The following is a 24561-nucleotide window of genomic DNA, read 5'->3' as shown; positions in this document are numbered from 1 at the left end:
GAACCGCCACTTTTCGGCTGTGACCAAAAAGCATCACCCGTTCAAAAACGACGCAAATACAGGCCTCCCGCTGGATCGGTCGCGCAATTGAGTTATGCTCCGCGCGCAACAAAAATAATGAAATGTTGAGAGGAGTGCCCGATATGAAATCATCTACCCTTCGTGCTGCCCGATTTATGCGCACCAGCGCACTCGGCGTCTCGATCGCGATGGCCGTCGTCGCCATGCCCGCCTTTGCGCAGGATGCGCCGGCCGACGAAGCCGTCGACGACAGCGACAACACCCCGATCATCGTCACCGCGCAGGGCCGCTCGCAGCTCCTGTCCGACGTGCCTGTCGCCATCTCGGCGGTGAACGCCGAAACGCTGCAGAACAGCGGCGCCAACGACATCCGCCAGCTCAACCAGGTCGCCCCGTCGCTGCTCGTCTCGTCGACCGGGTCGGAAGCCAATGGTTCGGCGCGTATCCGCGGTATCGGCACGGTCGGCGACAACCCCGGCCTCGAAAGCTCGGTCCCCGTGTTCATCGACGGCGTTTACCGTTCGCGTTCGGGCATCGGGCTCAACGAGCTGGGCGAAATCGACCGCGTCGAAGTGCAACGCGGCCCGCAGGGCACGCTGGGCGGCCGCAACTCGTCGGCCGGCCTGATCAGCATCTATTCGAAAAAGCCCGAGTTCGATTTCGGCGCCAATGGCGAAATCACTTACGGCAACTATGACTTCCTGCGCTTCACCGGCAGCGTCACCGGCCCGATCAGCGAAACGATCGCAGCGCGGCTCGACGGCGTCTATGTCCAGCGCGACGGCTTTTATCGCGACACCACGAACGATACCGACGTCAACGACCGCGACCGCTATTTCCTGCGCGGCCAGATCCTGTTCGAGCCGACCGACGCGCTGTCGATCCGGCTGATCGCGGACTATACCTATCGCAACGAAAAATGCTGCGCCGCGACCTATGTCGACAACAGCGTCAACCCGTTTATCGGCAATCTCAACAACCCGTCGACGCCGCTCGCGCCGCTTCAGACCACCGGCAACAACATCATCAACGTGCTGCGCGACCTGGGTCAGCCGCTGTCGGCGTTCAGCCAGGGTTACGGCCGCGCGATCTCGGTCAGCCCGGGACGCAGCTTTGAAGGCCAGACCAAGGATTACGGCTTCTCGGGTCAGATCGACTATGATTTTGGCGGCGCGACGCTGACCTCGATCACCGCCTACCGCGAATATCGGTCGGGCCAGGCGTCGGACACCGACTATGGCGCGGTCGACATCCTCTATCGCGCGCCGAGCGACGATGCGTATCGCCAGTTCCACACCTTCACCCAGGAGCTGCGCCTGCAGGGTGAAGCGTTCGACGGGACGCTCGACTGGCTGGTCGGCGGCTTCTACGCCAATGAAAAACTGACCGTCCGCGACAATCTGCGGTTCGGCAGCCAATATGGCCGCTTTGCCACCTGCCGCATCATTTCGGGCGGTGGCCTTGCCGGGCTTTATTCGCCGACCGAACCGGGCTGCGTCGCGGGCGGGATCGGCAATCTGGCGGGCGTCGGGCGCAACACCATCGCCGCGGCCAGCGGGCCGATTTCGGGCGCCGATATCGTCGCCGCCTTCACCGCGCTCAACGGCCTCAACGATCGCGGGACGACCAACGACCGTTATTTCCAGGACGGCACCAACTGGGCGCTGTTCACCCACAATATCATCCACATCACCGACCGCCTCGATCTGACGCTGGGGCTGCGTTACACGAACGACAAGAAAAAGTTCGACGCGACCTTTGGCAACGACAACACGGCCTGCACGACGATCCAGGGGCTGGTTCTCGACGATGCGACCAACCCGGCGACGACGGCAACGGCGCGCGCGCTCGCGGGGGCGCTGATCGGCCTTGGCTGTCAGGGCAACTCGACCGCCGAGCTCAATGGCGTGTCGATCAACGACAAGCGGAGCGAGGATGAATGGACCGGCACCGCGATCCTGTCGTACAAGCCGATCGACGACCTGCTGCTCTACGCCAGCTTTGCGCGCGGCTATAAGGCGGGCGGGTTCAACCTCGACCGTTCGGCGCTGAAATCGCCGATCGTGCCGTTCGGCGGTCAGGCGGGTGCACAGGCGCTGGTCGGCAATCTGCAGTTCGATCCCGAACTGGTCGACAGCTATGAAGTCGGTGCCAAATATTCGACCGGCCCGCTCAGCGTCAGCCTGTCGGCCTTCCGCTCGGATTTCAGCAACTTCCAGCTGAACACCTTCAACGGCACCGTGTTCCTGGTCCAGACGATCAACGGTTGCGACAATCTGGTCGGCGGACCCAATGCCGATACCGATCTCAGCAACACGACCGGAACCTGCGCCAGCGGCGATGTCACCTATGGCGTGCGCACCCAGGGGTTCGAGCTGGAGGCACAGCTGGTCCCGGCGCGCAACTTCCGCATGGCAGCCGGCCTGACCTATGCCCGCACCAAATATCGCGGCGATCTGGTCGGCAACAAGAGCGGTTCGGCGCTCGATTCGGCGCTGCGCAAGCTGCCCGGCAACAATCTGTCGAACGCGCCCGAACTGGTCGCCACCGGCAGCGTGACCTGGACCCCCGACATCGGCAGCAGCGGGCTGACCGGCCTGGTTTACATCGATGGCCGCATGACCAGCGATTACAACACCGGGTCCGACCTGTTCCCGCAAAAGGCGCAGGATGGCTATGCGCTGTTCAACGCCCGCCTTGGCCTGCGCGGCCCCGACGAGAAATGGGGCATCGAATTGTGGGCGCAGAATATCTTCAACAAAAACTACGCCCAGGTCGCGTTCAACTCGCCGTTCCAGGCGGGGACGACGTCGGCGCCGTTCGTCGACCCGCAATATCCGGGCGGCCGCCAGATCTTCTCGCAGTTCCTGGCCGAACCGCGGACCTATGGCGTGACGCTGCGCGGCAAATTCTGACCGCGCACGATCTTTGACGGCATCAAGGGCGGGGCCAGTGGTCCCGCCCTTTTTTTGCCCGCAGCGCGCCCGCGTCCGTCAACCCGTCACTTCTGTCAGCTGTGACCCAAAAGCCGCGCTCGCCGCGCAATGACGCTACGGTACCGGCTTGGGCTAGCCTGCCGCTTGGCTGTCGTGATACGCTGGCGTTCAAACAACATAATGTGCCGCTCTCCCAGAAAAGATTGTCCGATTGAGGAGGGCCAGATCCATGACAAACAATTCCCATCGCGCCGCCCGCTTGCTGCGCACCAGCGCCGCCGGCCTGTCGCTGTCCTTCGCCATGCTGGCGATGCCCGCCATGGCGCAGGACGCCGGGGCCGAGACGAGCGACGAAACGATCATCGTCACCGCCACCCGCCGCAGCGAGGCGCTGTCCGACGTGCCGATCGCGGTATCGGCGGTCACCGGCGAAACGCTAGAAAAGACGGGCGCGACCGACGTCCGCGCGCTGGGCCAGGTGGCGCCGTCGCTGCTGGTGTCGGGTGCGACCAGCGAGGTCAATTTTTCGGCACGCATCCGCGGTATCGGCACGGTCGGCGAAAATCCCGGGCTGGAATCGTCGGTCGGGCTGTTCATCGACGGCGTCTATCGCAGCCGCACCGGGGTTGGCCTGTCCGAACTGGGCGACATCGAACGCGTCGAAGTGCTGCGCGGCCCGCAGGGCACATTGTTCGGCCGCAACTCGACCGCCGGGCTGATCAACATCGTCACCAAAGGCCCCGATCTTGGCGCGTTCGGCGCCAAGGGTTCGATCAGTTTCGGCAATTATGACTATTGGCGCGTCGACGGCATGGTCAACGCGCCGCTCGGCGAAAAGGCCGCGGTGCGCGTCGATGGCGTGTGGCAACGCCGCGACGGCTTTATCGACAATGCGACGGCGGGCGAGCCCGACGTCAACGACCGCGACCGCTTTCTGGTCCGCGGGCAATTGGCGCTGGAACCCAATGACAGCCTGAAGGTCCGCCTGATCGCCGATTACAGCGAGCGCCAAGAAAATTGCTGCGGCGGCGTCCTGCTCAATCCGGTTCGCAACCTGGCGCGCGGCGCCGACGGTTTCCCGGTCGCATCGGCGAACACGCTGCTGCCGGTGCTTCAGGCGCTCGGCGCCAATCACCAGGTGCCGCCTGCCGGCACCAGCTTTGTCCGCCGTCAGTCGACCACCCCGGGGGTGACCTATCGTTCGGACACAAAGGATTGGGGTATGTCGGGCGAAATCGGCTGGGATCTGGGCAATGCGTCGCTGACCTCGATCACCGCCTATCGCGATTACAAGAATGCGCAGGGCCAGGACGCCGATTTCAGCGCGCTCGACATCTTGCGCCGCACCGACCTCGACCGCCGGTTCCGCCTGTTCACCCAGGAACTGCGGCTGCAGGGCGAGGCGTTCGACGGGCGGCTCGACTGGCTGGTCGGCGGCTATTATGCGAACGAGAAACTCGATGTCGACGACGACATCGTTTACGGCAATAACTACGAGCAATTCGCCAATTGCCTGCTGTTCGCCAGCGCGCTGCCGACCGCGGTGCTGCCGTCGAACCCGCAATGCGTCAACGTGCCGGTCGTGCAGGGGACGATCACCGCGCTGTCGGGGCTGCCCGTCGGCGACCCGCGCCGCGCGTCGATCCCGCTCCTGTCGGCACTGATCGCCAACCCCGCGCGCCCCGGCTTCGGGTCGCTCGCCGCGGCGCTCGGCCAGCCGACGCTGGCGATCAACGGTACCGGCAACCAGGGATCGACCTTTGCCCAGAAAAGCCGCAACTTTGCGGTCTTCACCCACAACAGCTTTGACATCGTCGAAGATGTGCTGACCCTGACGGTCGGCGCGCGCTATACCAGCGAGCGCAAGACGCTGGACGCCGATGCCAATTTCAACAATGCGATCTGCCCGCTGGTGGTCAATTCGCCGTTCCAGTCGCTCGCGACCTTGCCCTGCGTGATCAACGGCACCGCGCCCGATCTGCCGCGCGGCAGCGCCGGGACGGTGTTCAAGGATAATGAATGGACCGGCACCGCGGTGCTCAGCTGGAAGCCGACCCCCGATGTGCTCGTCTATGGCTCGGCGTCAAAGGGGTATAAGGCCGGGGGGTTCAACCTCGACTTCTCGGCGCTCGACCGCACCTGCAATGTCGCATTCGACACCGCGTGCGCGGCGCGGCTGGCGCTGCCCGCGAACACCAGCGGCAACGGCCGCCCCGAGGCGAGCGACCTGCAGTTCGCCAGCGAAAAGGTCGATGCCTATGAAATCGGGGTCAAATATGACGGCCCCGGCTTCGACCTCAACGTCGCCGCCTTTTTTCAGGAGTATAGCAATTACCAGCTGAACACCTTCAACGGGGTCAATTTCGAGGTCACCAATATCCAGGCGTGCAAGGACGATCTGAACGGCGCCGATGCCGACGGGTCGGCGACGACCGGCGGCTGCGCCGCCAACCGGCTGAAGCCCGGGGTGCGGTCGAAGGGGATCGAGATCGAGGCATTCCTGCGCCCGGCGCGCTACGTGTCGGTGAACATGGGGCTGACCTATGTCGACACGCTCTATCGCCGCAATCTGGTCGGCACCGGCGGACGCCCGCTGTCGCCGGTGCTGTTCCAGCTGCCTGGCCGCGGGGTGTCGAACGCGCCGCGCTACGTCGCCACCGCAGGCGTCAGCTGGACCCCGCCGATCGGCAGTTCGGGGATGAGCGCGCTCGTCTATTTCGACACCCGCCTGCAAAGCGACACCAACACCGGGTCCGATCTCGACATCGAAAAGATCCAGGACGGCTTTGCGATCTTCAACGGGCGGCTGGGCCTCTATGGCCCCGATCGCCGCTGGGGGGTCGAGCTGTGGGGCCAGAATCTGTTCAACAAGCGCTATTACCAGATCGGCGCCGACATGCCGCTCCAGGGCGGCGGCACCTTCCGCGCCGTCGCGGCGCCGGCATCGAGCGGGCTCAGCGGTACCGCGAACCAGCTGTTCGTCGGCTTCCCCGGCGAACCGCGCACCTATGGCGTGACGCTGCGCGGTCAGTTCTGATCCAGCCTCTTCCCCCTCCTCCATCCGGGGAGGGGGTGGGGAGGGCCTGTCGCAGCCGGGCACTGTTGCGTCAGGCCCTTTCCTTTGGGACAGGGCTCTGGGGTGGTTACCGCGCGCGCGCCGCCTGATGCGCGATGTCGGTCATCAGCTTGCGGAACAGCACCCCGCCCGGCGTGCCCGACGATTTAAGCGCGCGTTCGCAATCGATGAGGCGGCTCATCAGCCGCGCAACGCGCACCGAATCCCAAATGCGCAGCTGCGCCGTCACCGCGTCGCGTTCTTTCCAGAAAATCCCGCTCGTCCGCGCCGCGACGACGGTGGCGGGATGCGCCCCGGCATCGACCTCGGCGCGCAGCCGCGCGAGCGCCACGGCGCGGATCGCCAGCGCGCGAATGATGCGGATTTCGGCGACGCCGACTGCTGTGGCTTTAGCGAGCATCGCCGGCATCTCGCGCACCTTGCCGCCCAGCGCGACGTTGATGCACTCGCTGACGTCTTCCTCGTGCGTCGCAGCGCCGAGCGCGGCGATGTCGGCGGCGGTGACCTGCCGCTGGCGGTCGGCGGCGGCGTCGAGATACAGCGCCATCTTTTCGATCTCGCGCCGCATCAGCGCCTGATCGCCCGACACCAGATCGATCAGCAATTGCGCCTCGGCATTGGCGAGCCGTAGTCCCTGTTCTTCGGCCGCTGCCATCGCGATGCCGACCAGCGCACGACGGTCGGGCTGGTAACAGATGGCGGCGACCGCATGCGCCGATCCTTCGACCAGTTTGACCAGTTTCGACTTGGCAGTGACCGACGCTCCGGTGGCGATCACCGGGTTGATAACCGTGTCGGCCGCCAGCAGCGCCTCGACCGCGGGTACGCTATCGTCGCCGCTGCCGGTGAGTTCGATGCGGATGATCCGTGCCGGCGAAAACAGCGACATCGACGCGGCTTCGGCGGCGAGCAGCGAGGGATCCTGCGCCAGCTGCGACCCCGACAGGTCGAGCCGTTCGGCGTCCTTGCCGGCGAGGCCGACCAGATGACCAGCGACCGCAGCCATCGTTGCCTCGTCGGGGCCCGTCAGCAGCGTGAACCGCACGACGGGATCGAGGCGCGTCTGGCGTTCGAGGTCGGCGGGTTTGACGCTCTTCATCGCCGGTTACGGGGTCGGCGCGGGCGTCTCGACCGACGTCCGGCCGCCGCCGCGATCGGCATAGACCGCGAGCCGCGCGACGATCTGGTCGGCGACCCCCGAGGCGAGCCGTTCGAGCGCCGAACTTTCAGCGGCGATCGTCGCATATTCGCTGCCGACGACGTCGATCCCGGCGTCCTGCGCCGCGGTCGCGTCGAGCAGCACTTCGCCCGACGCGGCATCGACCAGCTGATAGCGCGCGCGCAAGGTGCGGCGTTCGCGCGTCACCGCATCGTCGGCGCGGACGCCGAAGCCGGTGATCGAATCTTCGAGCCGGACGTCGAGCCGCAGCCGCTTGCCCGCCCCGCGCCCCGCCTGCGTCGCCTGGAACCGGTCGCGCAGCGCGTTGCGGACAAGCCAGCCCGAATGCCCCTCGATCGGCGCGACATCGACATCAGCGAGCACCGTCGCCACCGCGCCGCGGCTGCCGTTCGCGTAGAGCGGACGCAGCCCGCAGCCGCCGACAAGCAGCGAGGCAGCGACAAGCGAGGAGACGAGAAGACTACGCATCAGGGTACGATATTCACCAAACGGTCGGGCACCACAATCACCTTCTTCGGCGCCGCCCCGGCAAGCAGTTCGGCGATGCGCGGACGTGCGAGCGCCGCGGCTTCGACCGCTTGCCGGTCGAGGCCTTTGGCGAGCGTCATCGTATCGCGCAGCTTACCCGCCATCTGGATCGCGATTGTCACCTCGTCATCGACAAGCAGTGCCGGATCGGCGGCGGGCCACGCCGCATCGGCGACCATCGCGGTCGGGCGCTGCGCCGCGGGCAGCGTCGCCCAGGCTTCTTCGGCGAGATGCGGCATCATCGGCGCGACGAGGCGGATCAGCGTCAGGCACGCCTCGGCGCGCGTCGCCGAAGCTTTGGCCTTCTCGATCTCGTTGGCGAGCGCGTGGATCTTGGCGACCGCCTTGTTGAAGCCGAGTGATTCGATGTCGGCGGCGACCCCGGCGATCGCCTGATGCAGTTTACGCGCCAGCGCCCTGTCTTCCGATCCGTCGCCAGCATTTTCGGTGTCGCCGAACAAGCGCCACAGCCGCTGGACGAACCGCCACGCACCCTCGATCCCCGCCTCGCTCCACGGCAGGTCGCGCTCGGGCGGGCTGTCGGACAGCATGAACCAGCGCGCCGCGTCGGCGCCATATTGGTCGAGGATGGCGTCGGGATCGACGACATTCTTCTTCGACTTCGACATCTTGATGACGCGGCCGATTGCGACTGGCGCGCCGTCGGCGGTCAGCGTCGCGCTATCGGCGCCGCGCTCGATCTCGTCGGGGGTGAAATAGAGCGGCGGCAGGCCTTCGCCCTGATCGCGGCTGTAGGTCTCGTGCGTCACCATCCCCTGCGTGAACAGGCTGGCGAAGGGTTCCTTGATGTCGATCATCCCCATCTTGTTCAGCGCGCGGGTCCAGAAGCGCGCGTAAAGCAGGTGGAGGATCGCATGCTCGATGCCGCCGATATATTGATCGACCGGCAGCCAGCGGCGGATGACTTCCGGATCGAACGGCTTGTCGGCGGGCGAACTTGCAAAGCGCAGGAAATACCAGGACGAATCGACGAAAGTGTCGAGCGTGTCGGTTTCGCGCACCGCGTCGCCGCCGCACGTCGGGCAGGCAGCGTGCTTCCACGTCGGATGGCGATCGAGCGGATTGCCGGGGACCGAAAAATCGACATCTTCGGGCAGCACGACGGGCAGCTGTCCCTTGGGCACCGGCACCGTACCGCACGCATCGCAGTGGATGAACGGGATCGGGGTGCCCCAATAACGCTGGCGCGACACGCCCCAGTCGCGCAGGCGCCACACGGTGGTGCCCTTGCCCCAGCCTTCATGCTCGGCGCGCGCGACGACCGCGGCTTTGGCTTCGTCGATGCTCATGCCGTCGAGGAAATGGCTGTTCACCAGCTTGCCGGGGCCGGTGTAAGCTTCGGCGCCGGTGAAATGCTGCGCGACCTCGTCGCCATCGGCGATCACGCGGTGAACCGGCAAACCATATTTGCGCGAGAAATCAAGATCGCGCTGGTCGTGCGCCGGGCAGCCGAAGATCGCGCCGGTACCATAGTCCATCAGCACATAATTCACGACCCAGACCGGCATATGCCAGTTCGGATCGAGCGGATGCTCCACCGACAGGCCGGTGTCGAAGCCCAGTTTCTCGGCGGTTTCCAGCTGCTCGGCCGACGTGCCCTGGCGGCGGCATTCGGCGATGAACGCGGTCAGCTCGGGCGAATCCTTCGCCAGCCGCTCGGCGAGCGGATGGTCGGGCGAAATCGCGGCGAAGCTCGCGCCGAACAGCGTGTCGGGGCGCGTCGTGAAGACGTCGAAGCCCGGCGCGCCGCCGGCCAGCTTGAACGAAAACTCCAGCCCCTGCGACTTGCCGATCCAGTTTTCCTGCATCAGCCGCACCTTGTCGGGCCAGCTGTCGAGGCTGCCGAGCCCTTCGAGCAGTTCGTCGGCAAAGTCCGTGATCTTCAAAAACCACTGCGACAGCTTTTTCTTCTCGACCAGCGCGCCCGAGCGCCAGCCGCGACCGTCGATCACCTGCTCGTTGGCGAGCACGGTCATGTCGACCGGATCCCAGTTGACGTAGCTTTCCTTGCGCGTCACCAGCCCCGCGGCGAACAGGTCGAGGAACAGCGCCTGTTCCTGGCCGTAATAGTCGGGCTCGCACGTCGCGAGTTCGCGGCTCCAGTCGATCGCAAGGCCGAGGCGTTTGAGCTGGCCGCGCATCGACGCGATATTGTCGCGCGTCCAGCCGCCCGGGTGAACGCCCTTTTCCATCGCAGCATTTTCGGCCGGCATGCCGAACGCGTCCCAGCCCATCGGGTGGAGGACGTCATGGCCGGTCATCCGCTTGAAGCGCGCCAGCACGTCGCCCATCGCATAATTGCGGACATGCCCCATATGGATGCGCCCCGAAGGATAGGGGAACATCTCGAGAATATAGGCCTTGGGCTTGTCGCTGCTATCGGTCGTGGCAAAGCTGTTCGCCGCCTCCCACGCCGCTTGCCAGCGGGCGTCGGCGGCCAAGGCGCCAAAGCGCGGTTCGCGGGTCATTCTTCGGTTACCCCGTTAGTCTGTCTGGGCGGCGTGGCGCCGCCGGATTAGCCCTCGATGGCGCTACGGCGCAGATCGCGGGCGCGGGTGAGGATGATTTCTTCGAGCTTTTGCACCGTCGCCGCCTGTACCGGCGCATCGACCCAGGCGCCGCCCTGCGCGACCTGGCGCGAGGCGGCGACGCGCAGCGCGTCGGCGCGCAGGTCGCGGTCGAGGATCGACACCGTCACCTTCATCCGTTCGCCGGGGTTGCCCGGGTTCGCATACCAGTCGGTGATGATCACCCCGCCCGACGAATCGGCCTGGAGCAACGGCATGAACGACAGCGCGTCGAGCGAGGCGCGCCACAAATAGCTGTTGACGCCGATCGTCGTGACCTGACTGGCGGCGAGGTCGGCGCGCGGCCGGTCCTTGCTGGCGCAGGCCGAAAGGCCAAGTGCCGCGAGCCCGAGCAGCGTGTACAGGGCCGGACGGCGACCACGCGAAGCTAGGACGGAAAGCTGGGACATGCCGATAACACCTTATCTATTGGGCGCCGCCGGATCATCAAATCCGCGCCGCGCAGAACGGAATTGCCAGCGTCTCTATCGTCCTTGCCGCCGCCCCGCAAGCGCGGCAATTCCGCCGTTGCCGCGGTTCAGATTCTGGTCAGATTCGATACGCAGTGTGACGATCGCGCAACAATTTCGGCGAAAAGCGGGCCTGTTGCGATAAATCGGTGGGATTCACTGGCAATATCGCCGCAGCGGTCCTATCTCGGGATTCGATTGGGGTTGGAGTCGCAGCAACATGGCGCGGAAATCGCGACATTTTTGGAAGGGAAGCCTCACCGCTTTGGCGGTGGTTTCGCTTGCGTTGCCGCCGGCCCTCGCCGCGATGTCGCGGTCGGAGCGCATCCGTGACACCGCATTGTCCGAAACCCTGCTCGGCCAGTTCACCCCGGCATCGGGCGACCCGCGCCTGATCGCGCGCTACGCCAAAATGTCGGCCGAACAGCGCCGCAGCTTCAGCTTCACCCCCGCACTGACCGACGAAAGCCGCAAAAACCGCGCGATCACCGTAGTGATTCGCGCCCGCGACGACGCATCGAGCGCCGCGCGCACCTCGGCACTGGCCGCGAGCCGCACCGCGCCGATCGCGATCACCCCGGTCGCCTATAATCTGGGTGCGTCGGTCGGGTTCGAGAAATTCGTCACCCCGTCGCTGCCGCGCGGCACCGACCTTCGCAACCTGCCGGTCGCCAAGGCGCCCGAACAGGCCGAAAAGAAGTCGCGTTTCGCGACGCGGATGATCAACCGGCCCGCCGACCCGAGCGGCGCGACCGACCGCATCATCGCGCCGGGCGAAGCCCCCGCGGTCGATGTCGTCAGCAGCTATCGCCTGACCAAGAATATCGATGTCACCGCCGGCGTCCGCTATCGCAGCGACGACCGCGTCGAACCGCTGACCGATGCCCGCCGCGACAGCCAGGCGGTCTATGTCGGAACTGCCTTCCGCTTCTAGGCCTGCGTTTAATATGAACCGTTCGCCCTGAGCTTGTCGAAGGGCTGTTCTTTCTTTTAACGTTGGAAAGAAGAACGGTGCTTCGACAAGCTCAGCACAAACGGATTTGAGGATTGCGCGATTTTTCAGCGCGACGCCCTAACCGCTGTGCGGCCCTTTGCTCCCAGGCATCGATTGCTGCCCAACCAGGGTTTTGGCTGCTCGCCTGGCGGTTCAGCGCGCGGGCGCGGGTGAGCGTCATCCCGCCCAGCGCGATCGGCTGGCCGGCTGCGAGCCGCCCCAGCCGGAACCACTCCGCGGAGCCGAGCGCCTTTGCTCCAGAATGCGAACGCGTCGGGTACAGCGGTGAGATAAATACCGCCTCGGCTTTGGCACGGCGCGCGCTGCGGGCCTCGCGCGCGCCATGCACCGGCATCGTCACAAGCAGACCGAGCCGGTGCGCCTGCGCGGCGCGGCGCGCGTCATGCTGGCGGAGGTGAACACCATCGGCGCCCCAGCAGCGTGCAATGTCCGGCGTACCCGCGATCAACACGGTCAGCTGCCGCGCCCGCGCCACGCGCATCAGCCGCCGCAACAGGCGCCAGCGGGCGCCGGGAGCAAGGCTGTCATGACGCAGGACGACCCCGCTGCCCGGCGGCAGCAGCGCCGCCAGCTGAACGACTCCGACCGCCAGCCGTTCGTCGCTAAACAGCCATTGCGGCGGCAGGGGGTGGCGTCGGACCATCGCCCTTCCTATAGGCGCGTCGCAGGCGCACGCAACGCGCCGGGATAGGAAGATTGATGAGCGAAGCGGCAGAAAGACTGGCCGAGGTACAGGCGGCGATCGCCGCCGCAGCGACACGCGCGCAGCGGCAGAGCGGGGACATTTGCCTGATCGCGGTGTCGAAAACGCATGACGCCGCCGCCATCCGCCCGCTGATCGCTGCGGGGCAGCGCCACTTCGGCGAGAACCGGGTGCAGGAAGCCGCGGCGAAATGGCCCGACCTGCGCGCCGGAACCCCCGACATCGTGCTCTACCTGATCGGTCAGCTACAATCGAACAAGGCCGACGAAGCCGTCGCGCTGTTCGACGCGATCCATTCGGTCGATCGCAGCTCGTTGGTGCAAGCACTTGCAAAAGCCTGCGAAAAGGCGGGCAGGCAACCGCAGCTGTTCGCCCAGGTCAATATCGGCGACGAGGAGCAGAAGGGCGGCTGCAAGGTCGCCGACCTGCCCGCATTGCTGGCCGAAGCCAAAGCGGCAGGCCTCAAGATCGAAGGCCTGATGGCCATCCCCCCCGCCGACATCGAACCCGCGCCCTTCTTCGCGCTACTCGACGAACTCGCCGAGCGCCACGGGCTGACGGGACGCTCGATGGGGATGAGCAGCGATTGCGAAACCGCAGTGATGCTGGGCGCGACGCATGTGCGGGTGGGGACGGCGTTGTTCGGGGCGCGGGGGTAGGTCAACGGTGTTCGTCGGCTAACGACCGAAACTAGCCCGTCGCCCCCGCGAAGGCGGGGGCCGCTAGCGGCCTATTCCTGCGCTGCTGAGCAGGCCGACAGCGGCCCCCGCCTTCGCGGGGGCGACGTTGTTGTTACGTCGGCCCCCACCCCGAAACCGCCACCCGGCCCTATTGATATTCCACCGTCACCGGAATCCGCCCGCGATAGTCGCCGTCGTCGGCGCCTGCGATCTGCAAGCGGCCGCCGAAACGGAACACTAGACGACCGTCGGGGCCGAGCCGCGGCGCGGCGGACAGGTCGGTGGCAAGGCCGGTGACGCGCGCCGAGCGGCCGTGGCCGCCCTCCAGATCGATGCTGGCGGGCATGATGACCCGCACTTCCGCCCCCGGTTCGCCGCGCACGGTGACGGTGCCGGTCAGCGCGAAGCCGCCGAGATCGACGACGTCCCCGCTGAGGCGGCGCGCGCCCGATACCGGATCGACCGCGACCTCGCCGCCCATCGCGCCGACCGCGATCCGCCCCATATCGAGCCGGGTTTCGACCTCGACGCGCAGCGGCATCGCGGCCTCGCGCGCCGCCGCCTTGTCCGGCTTTTCCGGCGCACAGAGCAGGCACTGCGCCGCCGCGGAGGGGGTGCTGGCAAAGGCCAGTGCACCGGCAAGAACAAGACGCAGTTTCACACCTGCGACAATAGCGATGTCATGGTTAACCTCGCGTAAAACGCCCATGCCGCTAATCGCTGGCTAGTTTTCCGCTTTTCGGCCACATGTGCGCGATGACCATCCCCCCGCCGTCCCCCCGGCTGAACGCGCTCGCCACGGCCGTGCCGGGGCACGATATCCATCAAGCCTTTATCGACTGGGCCATCCCGCGGCTGACCGACGAGCGCGTCCGCGCGATCTTTGCGCGAATGGCCGCGCGATCGGGGATCGCGCATCGCTGGTCGGTGCTGCCCCCCACGGCGGCGGGCGGATCGCCGGTCGCGGCGGGCGGCTTTTACGACGTTCCGGGATTGCCGCCGACATCGGCGCGGATGCGCGCCTACGCCGACCATGCCCCCGACCTGGCGATGCAGGCGATTGCCGCGCTGGGCGATGCGTTCGATGCGGCGCGGATCACCCATATCGTTGTCGCAAGCTGCACCGGCTTTGTCGCGCCGGGGATCGACCAGATCCTGGCGCGGCGGCTCGGCCTGTCGCCGACCGTCGAGCGGGTGCTGATCGGCTTCATGGGCTGCTACGCCGGGGTCACCGCGCTGCGCACCGCGCGGCATATCGTGCGGTCGGAGGCGGGTGCGGTGGTGCTGGTGGTCAGCGTCGAATTGTCGACGCTGCACCTGCAACTCGCGGGCGAACCCGAACCGCTGCTCGCGATGCTGCAATTCAGCGATGGCGCCGCGGCGGCGATCGTGTCCGCCGACCCGGCCGGGTTCGAATTGGGCGACGGCGCGAGTCTGGCGCTGGAGGATAGCGCCGAGCTGATCCGCTGGGACATCGGCGACACCGGCTTTGCGATGCAGCTGTCGGGCGAGGTGCCGGGACGGCTGCGCGATGCCCTGTCGGCGCCTGCGGTACGAAACCAGCTGTTCGGCAGCGGCGCTCCGCCGCCGCTGCTCGCGGTTCATGCCGGCGGCCGCTCGGTGCTCGACGCGGTCGAACATGCGCTCGGCGTACCCGCCGAGGCGCTGGCCGACAGCCGTGCGGTGCTTGCGCGCTTTGGCAACATGTCCTCGGCAACAATCCTGTTCGTGCTCGCCGACATGATGGCGCGCGATGCGAAGGGCGAGGGGCTGGCGATCGCTTTCGGTCCCGGGCTTGCCGCCGAAGCGATCCGCTTCTTCGCACCATGAACCCCTTCACCAGCCTTCGCGCGCCGATCGACGCCGAGGAGGAGATGGACGCGGCTGAGCTGCCGCCCGCCCGCTACGCCCGTGTGCTCGCCGACCTGTCGCGGATCAACGCGCTGACGCTGGCGGCGCGCCCGACGCTCGGTTTTCTGGACCGCGTCGCGGCGCGCGGGGTGGGGACAAGGCCGTGGCGCATCCTGGATGTCGGTTTCGGCAGCGGCGACATGCTGGCGCGGATCGACCGCTGGGGGACGCGGCGCGGGATCACGCTCGATCTGGTCGGGATCGACCTCAACCCCAAAAGCGCCCCGGTCGCCGCCACGCGGCTGGGCGGGCGGGCACAGCTACTCACCGGCGATTACCGCGATCTGGCGGGTCAGGGGTGGGACATCATCCTCTCCAGCCTCGTCACCCATCATATGAACGCCGCCCAGCGCGCCGAATTCCTGCGCTTCATGGACACGGAGAGCGCGCGCGGCTGGCTGGTCAACGACCTCCACCGCCAGCGCCTGCCCTTTGCCGGTTACCCGCTGCTGGCGACGCTCGCGCTGGTCGACCCGATCGTCCGCCGCGACGGGCAATTGTCGGTCGGGCGCAGTTTTCGCCGTGCCGAGTGGCAGGCGATGCTGGCGGGAGCGCTTCCCGATACCGCGGCGAACACGCGCATCTTTCGCAGCTTTCCCTATCGGCTGTGCGTCGAGCGCATAAGGTGACCGACGCGATCGTCATCGGCGCCGGACCCGCCGGAGCGGCGGCAGCAATCGGGCTGGCGCGCGCGGGCGCGCGGGTGTGGCTGCTCGAACGGACGCGCGAGACGGGCGATGCGCTGTGCGGCGGGTTCCTGAGCTGGCATTCGCTGGCGCGGCTCGACGCGCTGGGGATCGACCGCGCCGCGCTGGGCGGGCAGCAAGTCGCGCGGGTGCGGCTGTTTGCCGGGTCGCGGCGCAGCGAGACCCGCCTGCCGCAAGCGGCGATGGGGGTATCGCGCCGCCGCCTCGACACGGTCTTGCAAGCCGCGGCGGTCGCGGCGGGGGCAGATTTGCAGCGCGGCGTCCATGCGACAGCGATCGACGGTGCCACGGTTCAGACCCGCGATGGCGCGACGCGCGTCGCGCCCGCGATCTTCCTCGCCGCCGGCAAGCATGGCTTTCGCGGGCAGCCGCGCGAACCAGCGTCCTGGCAACAGCACGACCCGGTGATGGGCTTGCGGCTGCGGTTGCCGCAGCACGCCGCGCTCGACCGCCTGATTGGCGATGCGGTCGAGCTTCATCTGTTCGACCGCGGTTATGCCGGGCTCGTGCGGCAGGAGGATGGCAGCGCGAACCTGTGCCTCGCCACCCACAAGTCGCGCCTTGACGACGCCAGCGGCGATCCGGCGGCGCTGCTGCGCGCACTGGGCGCCGCGCATCCGGTGCTGGGCGAGCGGCTGGCGTTTGCCGACTGGTCCCAATCGATCGACGCGATCGGCCATATCCCCTATGGTTGGCGCACCGCCGAGACCGCGCCCGGTCTGTTCCGCCTCGGCGATCAGGCGGGGGTCATCCCCAGCTTGGCGGGCGAGGGCATGGGGCTGGCGCTCGCCAGCGGGCATGCGGCAGTGGCGGCGTGGCGCCGCGGTGGCGGTGACGCAGCGCCCGCGTTCCAGCGCGCGCTCGCGGCGCGCATGACGCGGCCCTTTGGAATCGCAAGCGCCGTCTGGCGCGCGGGCGAGAACCCGCGCACCGCGGGCGTTTTGACGCTGCTGGCGGCCTCCTGTCCACCGCTGGTCCGCTGGGCGTCGCAAGCGACGCGAATCCGGGGCGGCTGAGCGGCCGGCCCCTTGCGTAACCGCGGGTTCGACCCGATATTGTGGGCAATCGCGATGCTGCCGAAGACCGGCCCGCACCCAAGGAGAAATCGGCCATGACCGACCCGAACCCCGAAAAGACGCTCGACCCGATGGCGCATCATGTGCTGCGCGAAGGCGGCACCGAGCGCGCCTTCACCGGCAAATATACCGATCACAAGGGTGACGGGATGTATCGCTGCGCCGGGTGCGGCGAACCGCTGTTCGACAGCCGTACCAAATATGACAGCGGCTCGGGCTGGCCCAGCTACACCGCGCCCGCCGCGGGCGGCGCGGTCGAGGAGCTGACCGACACCAGCCATGGCATGGTCCGCACCGAAGTGCGCTGCGCCAGATGCGAAGGTCATTTGGGCCATGTCTTCCCCGACGGCCCCGGGCCGACGGGGCTGCGCTATTGCATCAACAGCGCGGCGCTTGACTTCGAGGGTCGCGCACCGGATGAGGCGCAGACCGGCGAAGGCTGAAACGCTGTCGCCGGGCTGAGCGATCAGGGGCGAAGCGAGGGAAGGAACACGGGCTTTGCGCCGCGAAAGAGAGCAGGCTTCGTCGAATAAATCGTCATCGTCCAGCAAGCGCAGCGGCACGCCCGACGCCGCGCCGTCGCGTTTGCGCGTCTGGGTGCGGCGGATTTTCCGCTGGGGCCTTGGCCTGGCAATCGTCGCGCTCGTTGCGCTGGCGGTCGCGGTCGGCATCGCCGTGCAGCGCATGCCGAGTTTCGAGGAGCTCAAGAAATCGCCCGCCGGACAGACGATCCGCGTCCGCGCCGCCGACGGCACCGTGTTCCTGTCGCTCGGGCCCAATTACGGCCGCTGGCTGACCCTGCGCGAAACGCCGCAGGTGATGCAGGACGCGATGGTCGCGGTCGAGGATCGGCGCTTTCGCTATCACCCCGGGCTCGATCCCGTCGGCATGGCGCGCGCCGCGGCGGTCGCGGTGCAGAACCGCGGCAGCGGACGGCGCCTGCAGGGCGCCTCGACGATCACCCAGCAGCTGGCGCGCAACGTCTTTCTGTCGAACAGCTATGATTTTAAGCGCAAGGCGCGCGAGATGATCCTCGCACTCGCGCTCGAATGGAAATTTTCGAAGGACGAGATTCTCGAACTCTATCTGAACAAGGTGTATTTCGGCGGCGGCAGTTACGGCATCGATGCCGCTTCGCGCCGCTTTTTCGGGCATAGCGCAACCGAAATGTCGCTGTCCGAAGCCGCGGTCGTCGCCGGGCTGGTGAAAGCACCGTCGCGCTATTCGCCGACCGCCGATGCGTCCGCCGCGCTGGGCCGCGCCGGCGTCGTACTCAGCGTGATGGTCGATGCCGGCGTCATCACCCAGAGCCAGGCCGACAGCGCCAAACCCGCCGATGTCAAACTGGCGCAGGAAACCGGGCAGAACAGCGCGCGCTATTTCAGCGACTGGGCGCTGCCACAGCTCGACATGCTGATCGACGAGGGCAGCGAGGCGCTCGACGTTTACACCACGATCGACCTCAACATGCAGCGCGCGGCGACCGCGGCGATCCAGGCGAACACCCCGCGCGGGGTGCAGGGCGCCCTGGTCTCGCTCGACCGCGACGGCGCGGTGCGCGCGATGGTCGGCGGCACCGACTATGTGACGTCGAACTATAACCGCGCGACGCAGGCGCTGCGCCAGCCGGGGTCGGCGTGGAAACTGTTCGTCTATATGGCGGCGCTGGAAGCGGGGTATAAGGTCGACGATCCCGTGGTCGACGAACCGGTGACGATCAACGGCTGGTCGCCGCGCAACTCGTCGGGGCGCTTTGCCGGCGCGATGGATCTGCGCAGCGCCTTTGCCTATTCGGTCAACACCGTCGCGGCCAAGCTGGGCGACGAGGTCGGCTTTTCGTCGGTCGCCAATATGGCGCGGCGGTTCGGCATCACCACCCCGGTCAACACCCACCCGTCGATGGTGCTGGGCAGCGCCGAGGTGCGGGTGATCGACATGGCCGCCGCCTTTGCCGCGGTGTCGCGCGGCGGCATTTCGGTCGAACCCTATGGTATCACCAAGGTGACGACCGCCGACGGCCGCCTGCTGTATCAGCGCCCGGCGGAGCGCGGCCAGGTGCTGGTCGACAATTGGGTCGCCGCGGGGATCACCGACCTGCTGCAGACCGCGGTCAACACCGGCACCGGGCGCGCGGCACAGATCGGCCGCCCCGTCGCGGGCAAGACCGGGACGACGTCGAGCAACAAGGACGGCTGGTTCCTGGGCTTTTCCAGCGGGCTGACCACCGGAGTGTGGATGGGCCGCGACGATGCCAGGGCGGTCGGCGGTTTGCAGGGCGGGCGGGCGCCGGCGCAGGCCTTTGCCGATTATATGCGCGTCGCGACGGCGCGGCGCCCGGTCGAGGCGTTCGACACCGAAGTCGTGCTGCCCGAATGGCAGCTGGAAGACGAAGGCGAAGCCTATATGGGCGAGCCCGGCGAAGGTGGGCTGGTCGATGAAAATGGCATGCCGATCGAGCTGCCCTATGACCTGCGGCCGCCCGAAAGTGCCGACCCCGTCCCGGCGCCCGAGGATGGCCCGGTGCTCGACCAGCAATGGATCGAAGAACAGACCGGGCGGCGCAGCTCGGGCGACCCCGGTGCAGCGCCCAAAAACGGCGCACCGCCGAAAGGGCAGCCGCCGGTGACAAAGGCGCCGGCGCAGCGCCCGCCACCGGCTGAGTTCAACTAAGGTCAGGCGGCGAAGCGGTAGCGGTGGAGGCCGCGTCCTTCGCGGCGCAGCCAGCCGCGCGCCGCAGCGACGTCGCCGTCGTGCAGTTCGTCGACCAGCGCGTGGAAGGCGGGGCCATGGTCCATATGTTCAAGATGCGCGACCTCGTGCGCCACCGTCGCGCGGCGGACATGGTCAGGCGCCATGACGAGCCGCCAGCTGTAACGCAGGTCGCCGTCGTGCGTGCAGCTGCCCCAGCGGCTGCGCGGATCGCCGACGCCAACACGGCCGACCGCCAGCCCGGCGCGGGCGGCGATGTCGCGGCTTTCGCGATCGAGCAGTTCGAGCGCCTGCCCCCTTAACCAGCGTTCGACCCGGCGTCCGACGGTTTCGGCGGGGCCGCCGACGCGCAGCGCGTCTGGATCGAGGCCGATCGCGCGCGGCGCCGCCGGGGTCCAGTCGATCCGGCGATCGACGCCCAGGAACGGCACCGAAGCGCCGGGACCGACGATCACCGGCAATGCCGCCTTGCCCACCTGTTCGGCCAGCCACGCCTGCTGCTCGCTCGCCCATTTGAGCGCCGCGCGGATATTGGTGCGGCGCGGTACGGTCAGCCGCAACTGGCCGCGCGCGGCGTCGAACACCAGGCGATAGCGCCGCGATTGCGCGTGCTGGACGACGCGCACCGGCCAAGCGTCATCGCCGACCTGGATGTGCGGCGTATCGGCGCGCGAATTAAACCACGCGTTCGACAAGATGATTTTCCAGCGGTCCGGCGACATCCTCGCTGACCGTCCAGCCGGCGATCGACTGGCCGGCGCGGTGGACGGCATCGCGATCGCCGCAAACCAGATAATGCCATGCGGGAAGCGGCTCGCCCTCGGCGCGCAGGCGATAGGCGCAGCTTTGCGGCAACCATTCGATCGCCCCGACCTTGGCCTTGGTCAGCGTCAGGCAATCGGGAACGTGGCGGCGACGGTGCTTGTAATCGCCGCAGCGCGCGGTGGTGAGGTCGAGCAGGCGGCACGCGACATTGGTCGGATAGATGCGCCCCGTATCTTCATCCTCGATCTTGTGGAGGCAGCATTTGCCGCACCCGTCGCACAAGGCCTCCCACTGACCGGCGTCAAGGCTGGCGAGCGGCGCTTCCCAAAAGGGGCGGGGCGCCGCACGCCCGGTCACTGGACCCATTTCGCCAGATCGGCGGCGACCGCGGCGGGTGCCCCTTCGTCGGCGTCGGTCGACGGATCATCGAGCGGCAGCAGCGCGAGCGGCTTGCCCGCCGGGTCCATCAGGAAGGCAAGCTGGCTGTGCGCCATCAGATAGCGGTCGGGGGCCGAACCATCGACCTTGTTATAGGTGACGACATAGGCCTTGGCGACCGCGGCGATCTGGTCGGGGGTGCCGGTCAGCCCGAGCAGGCGCGGATGATAGCGCGCCACAAAGGGCTTCAGCGCTTCGGGCGTATCGCGCGCCGGATCGACGGTGACGAACAGCGGCGCGATCTTTGCCCCGCGCGCCGGATCGGTCTTTTCGAACTGCGCCAGCCCGCGCATCAGCTTTTGCAGGTCGACCGGGCAGATGTCGGGGCAAAAGCTGTAGCCGAAATAGACGAGGCGGTATTTCCCGGCAAAATCACTGTCGCGAACCGTTTTGCCATTCTGGTCGGTGAGCGTGAACGGCCCGCCGATCCGCGCGCCTTCGAGCGGCGGGGTCGCCGGCGGCGCCTCCGCAGCACCATTGCATCCCGCCAGCAGCGCGCCGAAAGCAACGATCAGGCTTGCACGGACAAGCTTTTGTCCCATATTCGCGATATTCATCATGGGGCCAGCCTTGGTCGGCTAGCCCGCGAAAATCAACCATTGTCGTCGCGATGTTGCGGCGCTGCTTGCCAGGGGTCACCCAGATCATGTTCCGACGCGCGGAGTTCCGCCTCGCCGCCCTGCTTTTCGTGCTCGTCGCGGCGGCGGGCCTCCTCCACGGCCCGGCGCAGGCGCAGTTCCGCGGGGGCTATGCCTTTTTGCAGGCGGTCGAGGCACGCGACGGAACCAAGGCGACCGACGCGCTCAAGGACGACGCGACGCTGGTCAACACGCGCAATCCCGACACCGGCGAGACCGCGCTGATCCTCGTCGCGAAACGCCGCGACGGCACGTGGCTGCGCTTCCTGCTGGCGAAGGACGCCGACCCGGCGATTGCCGACCGGCGCGGCATGACCCCGCTGATGCACGCCGCGCTGCTCAACTTCACCGACGGTGCGACCGAATTGCTCGATGCCAAGGCGCCGGTCGACCAGACCAACCGCCGCGGCGAAACCGCGCTGATCCTGGCGGTGCAGACCAAGAATGTCGCGATGGTGCGCCTGCTGGTGCGGCGCGGCGCCAATCCCGACAAGGCCGACCACGCGACCGGGATGAGCGCGCGCGACTATGCCAAGCGCGATGACCGCACAGGACAGATCGTCACGCTGCTCGACGCCAAGGCCGACGGAACGGCGCGCGAGCTGGGGCCAAGTTTCGGCCCCAACTGATCCGCAGAATGTGACATCCTGATTGACATTCACATTTCAGTGTGAGACATGGCCGCCATGTCCACACAGCTTATCGAGCGCATTCGCGCCATCGTCGATGACGGGTCCATGTCGCGGTCGGGCCTCGCCCGCGCCGCCGGTCTGCACGCCAACAGCCTGCGCGATCTCGATTCGCCCGGCTGGAACCCGACCGCCGAGACGCTGCGCAAGCTGGAAAACTGGCTCGCGCACGGCAGCGACCTGTCGCCGATGGCCACTCCCGAAGAAATTATCGCCGAGGCACGCAACGGCCGCATGTTCATCCTGGTCGACGACGAGGACCGCGAGAATGAGGGCGATCTGGTCATCCCGGCACAGATGGCGACCCCCGATGCGGTCAATTTCATGGCGACCCACGGCCGCGGCCTGATCTGCCTGACCCTCACCAAGGCGCGCGTCGACCTGCTCGGGCTCGAATTGATGAGCCGCGCGAACGGCACCCGTCACGAAACCGCCTTCACCACCTCGATCGAGGCGCGCGAGGGCGTTACCACCGGCATTTCAGCCGCCGACCGCGCGCGCACCGTGTCGGTCGCGATCGACGGCGCCAAGGGCCGCGACGACATCGTCACCCCCGGCCATGTCTTTCCGCTGATCGCGCGCGACGGCGGGGTGCTGGTGCGCGCCGGGCATACCGAAGCTTCGGTCGACATCGCACGGCTCGCCGGGCTGAACCCGTCGGGGGTGATCTGCGAGATCATGAACGACGACGGGTCGATGGCGCGGCTCGACGACCTGATCCCCTTTGCGCGGCGCCACGGGCTCAAGATCGGGACGATCGCCGACCTGATCGCCTATCGCCACCGCAACGACCGGCTGGTCGAATGCGTTTCCGACGAGCCGTTCGAATCGGATTATGGCGGCGACTGGCGACTGAAATCCTATCGCAACAAGGTCGACGGCAGCGTCAATCTGGTGCTGCAAAAGGGCGCGGTCGATCCCGCCGGCGTGACGTTGGTCCGCATGCACCCGGTGTCGATCTTCGACGACATCATGGGGCGCCCGGGGCCGAAAAAACGCCGCCTGCAACGTTCGATGGAAGCGATCGGCGAGGCCGGTTCGGGCGTCATCGTCATGCTGATGCGCCCGCTGCCCGGATCGGCGGCGGCCGAGGAAATTCCGCCGCCGTCGGGGGGCATGGACCTTCGCACCTATGGCATCGGCGCCCAGATCCTCGCGGACCTGGGGGTCCATGCGATGGAATTGCTGACGCCGTCGCACAATAATCTGGTCGGGCTGGAGGGCTATGGCCTGTCGGTCGTCGGCGAACGTTCGATCCCCGGGGAGGCCGCATAATGGCGCATATACTGATCGTCGAAGCCCGTTTTTATTCAGAGCTTAACGACATGCTGCTCGACGGCGTGCGCAGCGCGCTTGCGGCGGAGGGGCACAGCCATGAGACGGTGACCGTCCCCGGTGCGCTCGAAGTGCCCGCGGCGATCTCGCTCGCCGCCGAAACCGGGCGCTACGACGCCTATGTCGCATTGGGCGTCGTGATCCGCGGCGAAACCTATCATTTCGAGGTCGTGTCGAACGAAAGCGCGCGCGGCATCATGGCGCTGACCCTCGACGGGCTGGCGATCGGCAACGGCATATTGACCGTCGAGAATGACGAACAGGCGCTTGCGCGCGCCGACAAGACGCGCAAGGATAAGGGCGGCGAAGCGGCAAAGGCCGCGCTCGCCATGCTGGCCCTGAAGGAACAATTCGGCATTGGTTGACCGCCCGCCCCCCAGCCGTTTTTCCGTCGTCGAGCGCGGCGGGCGGCTGGTGGTCATCGACAGGGAAACCGGCCAGACGCCGCTGAGCGCCGCCGAGCGTATGGAAATTCACGATCGCCAGCTTGGCATCGAGCCGGTGCGGCCCGAGCGGCGGGCCAATGCCCCCGATTTGTCCGCGGCGGCGCGCGCCGAGTCGGGATTGAGCGCCCGCCCCGCGCCAATCCAGTCGCCCGCGGCAACCCCCACCAAACCGCGCGCTGCCGCCGCGACGGCCGAACGAAGCAAGCGGCCCTGGGCAACCGAGCCGAAAGACCGGCCAGCGCTGACGTCCGATACCGCGCCGACGCCTGCCCGCATCCCGAACCGCCCGGCATCGCAAAGCGGCGCCCGCAAGACCATCGTCACCGGCAAATGGTGGGACGCGAAAGGGCCGCGCACGATCGAGCTTGGCCCGAAGGGGCAGGCCGAACTGACCGGCGGCTTCATGTTTCTGTTCTTTGCGGTGGTGATCGCCGCGATCGTCGCGCTCTTTATCGAGCCGATCCTGTTTTTCGTCGGCGGCTTCCTGCTATTCCGTTTCGGCAGCAACATCCTCGGCCCGCTGGGCGCCGGAATCGTCGACAAGGCGATCGCCGAAAAGGGCTGACTATCCCGTCGCCCCTGCGAAGGCAGGGGGGTATAGTGATGGTCGCGAAATTATGAGACTTTGACCACAACCGCAATCAATTCGC

The 24561-nt window shown here is 67.2% G+C and carries 22 protein-coding genes; 13 read left to right on the top strand and 9 right to left on the bottom strand.

What is annotated here, in order from left to right:
- Nucleotides 1-143: 143 nt before the first annotated feature.
- Nucleotides 144-2936, top strand: a complete 2793-nt coding sequence (locus ACTIFP_RS03040; protein WP_439567223.1) for a TonB-dependent receptor — start codon at nucleotides 144-146, stop codon at nucleotides 2934-2936.
- Between the two features lie 250 nt (nucleotides 2937-3186).
- A complete protein-coding gene (locus ACTIFP_RS03035; RefSeq protein WP_439567222.1) occupies nucleotides 3187-5994 on the top strand; it encodes a TonB-dependent receptor in 2808 nt (935 codons plus the stop codon).
- A gap of 106 nt (nucleotides 5995-6100) precedes the next feature.
- Here ACTIFP_RS03035 and holA read toward each other — a convergent pair whose 3' ends face one another.
- From holA to ACTIFP_RS03015, 4 genes are read right to left on the bottom strand one after another with little or no spacing between them, the layout of a single operon-like run.
- Complete coding sequence (gene holA, locus ACTIFP_RS03030) at nucleotides 6101-7132, bottom strand: DNA polymerase III subunit delta (protein ID WP_439567221.1); 1032 nt, start codon at nucleotides 7130-7132, stop codon at nucleotides 6101-6103.
- Nucleotides 7133-7138: 6 nt separating this feature from the next.
- A complete protein-coding gene (lptE, locus tag ACTIFP_RS03025; protein ID WP_439567220.1) occupies nucleotides 7139-7681 on the bottom strand; it encodes an LPS assembly lipoprotein LptE in 543 nt (180 codons plus the stop codon).
- Nucleotides 7681-10230 carry a leucine--tRNA ligase gene (gene leuS, locus ACTIFP_RS03020; RefSeq protein WP_439567219.1) on the bottom strand — a complete coding sequence of 850 codons (2550 nt, stop codon included), beginning with the start codon at nucleotides 10228-10230 and terminating at the stop codon, nucleotides 7681-7683. Before leuS ends, lptE begins: the two co-directional genes overlap by 1 nt.
- Nucleotides 10231-10277: 47 nt before the next feature.
- Nucleotides 10278-10739, bottom strand: coding sequence for a DUF3576 domain-containing protein (locus ACTIFP_RS03015; RefSeq protein WP_439567218.1), 462 nt, complete (start codon nucleotides 10737-10739; stop codon nucleotides 10278-10280).
- A 367-nt stretch (nucleotides 10740-11106) separates the two neighbouring features.
- Here ACTIFP_RS03015 and ACTIFP_RS03010 point away from each other — a divergent pair, with 367 nt between their 5' ends.
- A complete protein-coding gene (locus tag ACTIFP_RS03010) occupies nucleotides 11107-11733 on the top strand; it encodes a hypothetical protein (RefSeq protein ID WP_439567217.1) in 627 nt (208 codons plus the stop codon).
- 91 nt (nucleotides 11734-11824) lie between these two features.
- Here the strand turns inward: ACTIFP_RS03010 and ACTIFP_RS03005 are convergent, their stop codons facing one another.
- The gene (locus ACTIFP_RS03005; RefSeq protein WP_439567216.1) at nucleotides 11825-12457 is read right to left on the bottom strand and encodes a thiamine phosphate synthase; all 633 of its coding nucleotides are present in this window, start codon (nucleotides 12455-12457) and stop codon (nucleotides 11825-11827) included.
- A 56-nt stretch (nucleotides 12458-12513) separates the two neighbouring features.
- Here ACTIFP_RS03005 and ACTIFP_RS03000 point away from each other — a divergent pair, with 56 nt between their 5' ends.
- Nucleotides 12514-13176 (top strand): YggS family pyridoxal phosphate-dependent enzyme, encoded by a 663-nt coding sequence (locus tag ACTIFP_RS03000; RefSeq protein WP_439567215.1) that lies wholly within the window; start codon nucleotides 12514-12516, stop codon nucleotides 13174-13176.
- A gap of 169 nt (nucleotides 13177-13345) precedes the next feature.
- On the opposite strand, the gene ACTIFP_RS02995 is transcribed toward ACTIFP_RS03000, so the two are convergent.
- Nucleotides 13346-13858 (bottom strand): DUF4402 domain-containing protein, encoded by a 513-nt coding sequence (locus tag ACTIFP_RS02995; RefSeq protein WP_439567214.1) that lies wholly within the window; start codon nucleotides 13856-13858, stop codon nucleotides 13346-13348.
- An 86-nt stretch (nucleotides 13859-13944) separates the two neighbouring features.
- On the opposite strand from ACTIFP_RS02995, the gene ACTIFP_RS02990 reads away from it, so the two are divergent.
- From ACTIFP_RS02990 to ACTIFP_RS02970, 5 genes are all read left to right on the top strand, one after another.
- Nucleotides 13945-15027, top strand: coding sequence for a type III polyketide synthase (locus ACTIFP_RS02990; protein WP_439567213.1), 1083 nt, complete (start codon nucleotides 13945-13947; stop codon nucleotides 15025-15027).
- Complete coding sequence (locus tag ACTIFP_RS02985) at nucleotides 15024-15737, top strand: methyltransferase domain-containing protein (protein ID WP_439567212.1); 714 nt, start codon at nucleotides 15024-15026, stop codon at nucleotides 15735-15737. The genes ACTIFP_RS02990 and ACTIFP_RS02985 overlap by 4 nt, the downstream gene beginning before the upstream one ends.
- Nucleotides 15734-16831, top strand: a complete 1098-nt coding sequence (locus ACTIFP_RS02980; protein ID WP_439567211.1) for an NAD(P)/FAD-dependent oxidoreductase — start codon at nucleotides 15734-15736, stop codon at nucleotides 16829-16831. Before ACTIFP_RS02985 ends, ACTIFP_RS02980 begins: the two co-directional genes overlap by 4 nt.
- A gap of 95 nt (nucleotides 16832-16926) precedes the next feature.
- Nucleotides 16927-17334 (top strand): peptide-methionine (R)-S-oxide reductase MsrB, encoded by a 408-nt coding sequence (gene msrB, locus ACTIFP_RS02975; RefSeq protein WP_439567210.1) that lies wholly within the window; start codon nucleotides 16927-16929, stop codon nucleotides 17332-17334.
- A 55-nt stretch (nucleotides 17335-17389) separates the two neighbouring features.
- Nucleotides 17390-19561 carry a transglycosylase domain-containing protein gene (locus tag ACTIFP_RS02970; protein WP_439567209.1) on the top strand — a complete coding sequence of 724 codons (2172 nt, stop codon included), beginning with the start codon at nucleotides 17390-17392 and terminating at the stop codon, nucleotides 19559-19561.
- A 2-nt stretch (nucleotides 19562-19563) separates the two neighbouring features.
- Here ACTIFP_RS02970 and ACTIFP_RS02965 read toward each other — a convergent pair whose 3' ends face one another.
- From ACTIFP_RS02965 to ACTIFP_RS02955, 3 genes are read right to left on the bottom strand one after another with little or no spacing between them, the layout of a single operon-like run.
- Entirely contained in the window at nucleotides 19564-20295 is a 732-nt protein-coding gene (locus ACTIFP_RS02965) for a M48 family metallopeptidase (protein WP_439567208.1), read from the bottom strand.
- Nucleotides 20276-20731, bottom strand: a complete 456-nt coding sequence (locus ACTIFP_RS02960) for a YcgN family cysteine cluster protein (RefSeq protein ID WP_439567207.1) — start codon at nucleotides 20729-20731, stop codon at nucleotides 20276-20278. Before ACTIFP_RS02960 ends, ACTIFP_RS02965 begins: the two co-directional genes overlap by 20 nt.
- Nucleotides 20719-21363 (bottom strand): SCO family protein, encoded by a 645-nt coding sequence (locus ACTIFP_RS02955; protein WP_439567206.1) that lies wholly within the window; start codon nucleotides 21361-21363, stop codon nucleotides 20719-20721. Before ACTIFP_RS02955 ends, ACTIFP_RS02960 begins: the two co-directional genes overlap by 13 nt.
- An 86-nt stretch (nucleotides 21364-21449) precedes the next feature.
- Between ACTIFP_RS02955 and ACTIFP_RS02950 the strand changes: the two genes are divergently transcribed.
- The 4 genes from ACTIFP_RS02950 to ACTIFP_RS02935 are packed head-to-tail and all read left to right on the top strand — an operon-like array spanning nucleotide 21450 to nucleotide 24476.
- Nucleotides 21450-22070 carry an ankyrin repeat domain-containing protein gene (locus ACTIFP_RS02950; RefSeq protein ID WP_439567205.1) on the top strand — a complete coding sequence of 207 codons (621 nt, stop codon included), beginning with the start codon at nucleotides 21450-21452 and terminating at the stop codon, nucleotides 22068-22070.
- 57 nt (nucleotides 22071-22127) lie between these two features.
- Nucleotides 22128-23405: a 3,4-dihydroxy-2-butanone-4-phosphate synthase gene (ribB, locus tag ACTIFP_RS02945; protein WP_439567204.1), complete on the top strand. Its 1278-nt coding sequence runs from the start codon at nucleotides 22128-22130 to the stop codon at nucleotides 23403-23405.
- Nucleotides 23405-23830, top strand: a complete 426-nt coding sequence (gene ribH, locus ACTIFP_RS02940; protein ID WP_439567203.1) for a 6,7-dimethyl-8-ribityllumazine synthase — start codon at nucleotides 23405-23407, stop codon at nucleotides 23828-23830. The genes ribB and ribH overlap by 1 nt, the downstream gene beginning before the upstream one ends.
- Nucleotides 23823-24476, top strand: a complete 654-nt coding sequence (locus tag ACTIFP_RS02935; RefSeq protein ID WP_439567202.1) for a hypothetical protein — start codon at nucleotides 23823-23825, stop codon at nucleotides 24474-24476. Before ribH ends, ACTIFP_RS02935 begins: the two co-directional genes overlap by 8 nt.
- Nucleotides 24477-24561: the final 85 nt, after the last annotated feature.

The organism is Sphingopyxis sp. (assembly GCF_051861155.1).
Taxonomy (GTDB): Bacteria; Pseudomonadota; Alphaproteobacteria; order Sphingomonadales; family Sphingomonadaceae; genus Sphingopyxis.
This window is presented reverse-complemented; position numbering and strand designations above follow the sequence as displayed.